The sequence below is a fragment of the Clostridium sp. AM34-11AC genome, assembly GCF_003435375.1.
Taxonomy (GTDB): Bacteria; Bacillota; Clostridia; order Lachnospirales; family Lachnospiraceae; genus Pilosibacter; species Pilosibacter fragilis.
The window spans coordinates 1-5851 of record NZ_QWGL01000061.1 but is presented as its reverse complement, the minus strand read 5'-3'; the positions used below and the strand labels follow the sequence as shown (position 1 = coordinate 5851).

General features: G+C 43.7%; 4 protein-coding genes. All 4 read left to right on the top strand.

What is annotated here, in order from left to right:
* Positions 1-465: 465 nt before the first annotated feature.
* The 4 genes from DW826_RS17205 to DW826_RS17190 all read left to right on the top strand — a co-directional run bounded on the left by DW826_RS17205 (position 466) and on the right by DW826_RS17190 (position 5653).
* Entirely contained in the window at positions 466-1908 is a 1443-nt protein-coding gene (locus tag DW826_RS17205; protein ID WP_117470123.1) for a sodium:solute symporter family protein, read from the top strand.
* A gap of 88 nt (positions 1909-1996) precedes the next feature.
* Positions 1997-3190, top strand: coding sequence for a Zn-dependent hydrolase (locus tag DW826_RS17200; RefSeq protein WP_117470122.1), 1194 nt, complete (start codon positions 1997-1999; stop codon positions 3188-3190).
* A gap of 36 nt (positions 3191-3226) precedes the next feature.
* The gene (locus DW826_RS17195) at positions 3227-4663 is read left to right on the top strand and encodes an amidohydrolase family protein (protein WP_117485146.1); all 1437 of its coding nucleotides are present in this window, start codon (positions 3227-3229) and stop codon (positions 4661-4663) included.
* A 216-nt stretch (positions 4664-4879) separates the two neighbouring features.
* Complete coding sequence (locus DW826_RS17190) at positions 4880-5653, top strand: IclR family transcriptional regulator (RefSeq protein WP_117553303.1); 774 nt, start codon at positions 4880-4882, stop codon at positions 5651-5653.
* The last annotated feature ends 198 nt before the right edge of the window (positions 5654-5851 follow it).

Sequence of the window (5851 nt, the reverse complement as noted above, 5' to 3'; positions counted from 1 at the left end):
AGACCACTGATGGGAAAGATCCTGCTCAGTGGTCTTTTTTATTATTTTAAATATTAATGGCTATAAACATATGATAAACAGATGTATTATATTTGATATTGATATGTTTCATGCAGTGTTTTGAATTGACAAATAGTCTCTGGTTGAATATAATAAAAATACAAATATATGAACGCGTTCCAATATAATGAATTTAGAAACAATTGAATCACGATTTCCGATTGACCAATTTTGGCTGTTTCTGGCCGACTCTATGTGACCGATTCTACCCAACGCTAACAATGAGGAAGAATTATACGTAAAGTCAACAAAAGAAGATTCGGAAATGAACAACAGAAGGGATGGATGGTTATGTTTGGTGTTTCTGGCAGTTGTGTATTTTTATGGTGTGTTTATTTGTTTTTAGGTATTTTTCCGCTGATTTATGTCACGGTTAATGACAAGAAGAAAGGGGGAAAATAAGATATGTCAAATAATGCTTTGTATATGATCGTTACGGTCATATTTATGGTCGGTCTGGCAGTGATTGGTATTTTAATTTCCCGCGGAATCAAGGACACGGAAGATTGGATGGTAGCCAGTAAATCATTAGGAAAACTCCCGATGGCTGGTACCTACTTTGCAACAATTATTTCTGCAACGTCAATTATGAGCTACATGGGCTATTATTATCTGAACGGTTGGTCTGGATGGTGGAACGCAGCCGGTACGCTTCTGACTTCTTTCCTTGCATGTATGTTCTTTGCAAGAAGAATGCGTCAGAGTGAATGTAATACTCTTCCAGAGCTGATCGAAAAACGTTACAGCGGAAAGTATTCCATCGTTATGAGTCTTCTGATCGTTGTAAGCTGTACCGCACTGTTAGGTGCACAGGTGACAGGTGCAACCATCATTTTACAGACCTTCTCCAATTGGAGCACATTAACATGCTGTGTTATTTTACTCGCAGTGTTTGTCGTATTCACATGTATCGGTGGTATGAAGGCTGTTGCATGGACAGATACGATCTGCTCCTTCGTAATCATCATTGGTATCTGGCTGATCGCAATCCAGTTCCTGTTAAAGGTTGGCGGATTTACAGCTATGAACGAAGGTATTGCAGCTCTGAATCCGGAATTTGTAAAAGGATTCAGTGTTAAGATCCCGCCGATCACAGCGTTAAGCTGGGTAGTTACATGGGGTATCTGTAACTTTGGCGCACCACAATTCGTAGCACGTTTCATGTCTGCTGAGAGCCCGGAAGTTGCATCCAAGAGCCAGGGTATCACAGGCATCGGTTTATTACTTTTCTATGTTCCGCTTGCAATCACAGGTTTATGCGGTATGCTGATCCACCCGGGTATCGAAAAGCAGGATATGGTATTTACAACATTAGTATTTAGTGAAGTAAATCCGATTATCGGAGCAATCATGCTTGCATCTGTTGTAGCAGCTATCATTTCTACAGCAGACAGCTTACTTCTTTTGATCGCTACAACATTTGCACATGACTTCTATTCCAAGGTAAAGAGCAATGTATCGGATAAAGAAGAGTTATTCGTATCTCGTGTTTCTACAATCGTATTTGGTATCGGTGCCGTTGCCCTTACATTCGTTATGAGCGACACGATCCAGATCATTCAGGCGAAAGCCGTTACTCTTATGGGTGCTGCAATGGCAGTCCCGATTATGGTCGGCGTTGCATGGAAGCGTGCAAATAAAATCAGTGCCATGATCGCAGCAGCGGCTGGTTTTGTGACAGCACTTGTTTGGTACGGCCTTGGACAGCCAGCTGGTATTATGGCAGCTCTTCCGGCGTGTCTAGTATGCTTTATCGTAATCATGGTTGGCTCTGTTATGACTCCGGAAAGTGCAAATGAATCTGCTGATAAGGAGACAATGGATCACTTATTTGGAGAGACAAAATAAAAAATAGAATTAAGAGATTTGCCTGTGCCGTCATAATGATCATTCTGACGGCGCAAGGAGATCTCAGTGAAAGAGGTGGATCATCGATATGAGCAGATTAAATGAATTGCTGCAGCAGGCTGGAAACATTGGACGGAATGAAGATGGTTCGATTACCCGGCTTGGATTCTCAGAAGGATACTTTCAGGCACTTGAGCTTTTAAAAGCACGCATGAAAGAAATAGGAATGCAGGTGGAAACTGACCCGGTTGGAAACCTTCATGGTGTTTTGCCGGGCAGTGATCCGGAAGCAAAAGCAATTGTAATCGGTTCTCATTTGGATACAGTTATTAAGGGCGGTGTTTATGATGGCATGCTCGGTGTGACCGGTGCAATGGAAGTTGCAGCTCGTTTAAAGGACGAAGGCCGTACACTGCGTCATCCATTGGAAATTTGGGGATTTAATATGGAAGAGTCCAGTATCCTCGGTGGAACCTTCGGAAGCCGCTGTGTGACAGGAATGATCGATCCGGATCTTCCGGGATATCCGGAAAAATTAGCAAAGTTTGACTGCAGTCCGGAGAAAGTTAAAGCCGCAAAGAGAGATATCAGCAAGTATGAATGTTATCTGGAATATCATATCGAACAGGGCGATAAACTCGACAATGCAGATCTTGATGTCGGTGTTGTCAGCGGAATCGTCAGTGTGATCCGCTATGAAGTGACAGCTAAAGGCATGAGCAATCATGCAGGAACGACGATGATGGTAAACAGAAAAGATGCACTTGTCGGAATGGCAAAGCTGATCGTTGCAGCAGAAGAGCGTGCAAGAGAACTGAGCGATACACTTGTATTTACTGTCGGAAAGATCGCCGTATCTCCGGGACAGGAAAATGTAATTCCGGGACAGGCAGTGGCAACCTTTGAGATGCGTCATATGGACAGAGCTGTTACGGATCAGTTCTATACAGATATTCAGGCACTCGCAAAAGAAATTCCGAACTGTGAATTTGAATTTGTAAATACCATCGCAAAATACTCTACACCGTGTGATCCGAGGCTGATCAAACTGATTGATGGTGTCTGCGCAGAGAAAGGAATCAGTCATGTCATCATGCCGAGCGGTGCTGGCCACGACGCAAACCCGATGGCACACGAAGGAGTCCCGATCGGTATGATCTTTGTTCCGAGTGTAAAGGGTGTCAGCCATCAGGGTGATGAATACACAAAACCGGAACATGTGGATATTGGTGCTGATGTTCTGTACCAGACGGTACTGAAACTTGATGAAAACGGACTTTAAAGCCTGACAGATAAAATGGAAAAGGAGAATGAGACTATGATGGATCTTGCTGTAATCAATGGACTTGTATTTATTGAAGGCGGCTTCCGCAAAGCGGATGTCGGAATTAAAGATGGGAAATTTGCTTTGATCGCAGAGCCGGGCTGCCTGCCGGAAGCTGAGCGCACAATTGATGCAGGCGGAAAATATGTTCTTCCTGGCGGAATTGATACTCATGTACATTATCGTGATCCTGGCCACTGGGAGCGTGAGACATTTGAGGTTGGTACACGTGCAGCAGCAGCCGGTGGATGTACAACATTCTTTGAGCATCCGATTTCTATGCCGCCACAGTGGAATGGAGAGATCTTAAAGAACCGTATCAGCATCTGCAAAGGTGAAGAAAGCGCAGCGAATGATCGTCATGAAAAAGGAAGCTGTGTAGACTTCTGCTTCTTCGGTGCAGCAGGCGGTGAGCATCCGGAAGCAATCGAGCCGCTTTCCCATGAAGGAATTATCGCATATAAGACATTCTTACATGAAGCTCCGGAAGGAAGAGATGCAGAGTTTGAAGGTCTGACAAGTGCAAACAACGATCAGTTATATCGTGTCCTTGAAGAAGTTAAGAAGACAGGTCTGGCAGTTGCGGCACATGCAGAGGATAATGAGCTTGTAACAGGTTTCATTAAACGCCTCAGAGAGCAGGGACGTCAGACAGAAAACATTGCTCATTGTGAGTCACGTCCCCCGATCGTAGAGATCGAAGCAATCTCCAAGATGCTGAAATTTGGTAAGGACGTTGGATGCCCGATCGAATTAGTACATGTTTCCACCTGGCAGGCAATGGAACTTGCAAAGAAAGCAAAAGCAGAGGGACAGCCGGTTATGGTCGAGACCTGTCCGCACTATCTGCTTCTCGATGAGAGCTATGTAGAAAAATACGGTGCATACGCAAAGTGCAACCCGGCGCTTAGAAAGAAAGAAGATGTAGAGCGTCTCTGGGATTATGTAAAAGATGGCACAATTGATTTCATCGGCAGTGATCACAGCCCGTTCTTAGTTTCCGAGAAAGAAAAGAAAGATAAAGATGGAAATAAGGATATTTTCCTTTCTCCGTCTGGATTCCCGGGAATCGACCTTCGTCTCCCATTAATGATTACAGAGGGATTAAAGCGTGGCGTCAGCCTGGAGAAAATTGTAGAACTCTTAAGCGTAAATCCGGCTAAGTTATTCCATATCTTCCCACAGAAAGGAACAATCTCAGCAGGAGCAGACGGCGATCTTGTTATCGTTGATATGAATAAGAAGGTTACCTGCCATGCTGAGGACAGCTATTCTCAGGCAAAAGGTATCATGAAGGTATACGAAGGCTGGCAGCTTGACTGTGCAGTTGACAGTACGATCGTTCGTGGACGTGTTGTATATGAGAATGGTAAAGTTGACGAGAGTGCATCTGGCTGGGGCGAATTTGTAAAACCGGTATTAAAAAAATAATAAGTAAAATGTCATAAAGCGGGAAGTCCCTTGCGGATGGCTGCTTCAGTCATTCGTATGGGGCTTTTCTACATAATGCCGTAAGATGTTGCCGCGTCAGCAGATTCTGCCTCCGGTTATCGCAGAATGTATTTGTTTTTCGATATAGAATACGTTATACTAAGAGATAGTGAAGATGAATGGAAATATTTCTTTTATTGGATGGGGGTAGAATGAATGCAAGAAAAAGAACCTCAATATGTGAATTCGATCATAAGAGCGACTGCCATATTAGAGTTATATGAAAAGCTGAATGTACAGTATCTCGGAATTGCTGAGATCAGTAAAGAACTGGGAATTCAAAAGACAACGGTATTTAATATCGTAAAAACACTGGTGCACCAGGGCTGGCTGATTCAGGATAATCCAAACGGAAAGTATCGGCTCGGCACCAGGATCCTCAGAGTATCCACAATGATCACGCAGAGCATCACGACGGAAGAACTCATAGAAAAGGAAATGAGATGCCTGAGAGATGAGTACAATGAGGATGTTGTATTGACGGCTATGGTCGATGGGGTTCCGATCTGCGTGGAGAAAGTAAAATCTGAGAATTATCTTCAGATTCAGTCAAGGGTAGGACGTGTTGGAAGTTATGTAAAAGGTTCCACCGGAAAGACATTGTTTGCATGGCAGCCGGAGGAATTTATTCAAGAGACGTTGAGAAAGATATTTCCGGAGACGGAAGAAGGATTGCAGGAGAAAGAGCAGGTAGAGGAACAATTAAAGAAGATCCGGGAGCAGGGATACTGTATCAGTATCTCAGAGCAGGATAAGGGAGTTGCGTCCGTTGCGGTTCCGATTTTAAATGATAAAGGACATGCGGTATATTCGCTGGCTGTGATCGGTGAGGAAAACAGGATGCGGCAGAAGGGACTTGATGCAATTCGTCAGGAACTTGTGAGAGTCGCACGAAGTCTTGGAAGAGAACGGCATTATATTGGCGGTTAATAGCATCAATGGGGAAACAGATCTGGAAAGTAGGGATAATAGGCTGGAAAGATTTGAAAAATTATATAATTTAAAGGGGTAATTTATTATGGCAAAAGAAGCAAATCCGATTCCGCAGGGAAAGTATGTACCGGCAACAAGATTTGGCAATCTGATTTTTACAGCAGGTATGACACCGAGAAACAATGGTGTTCTGAT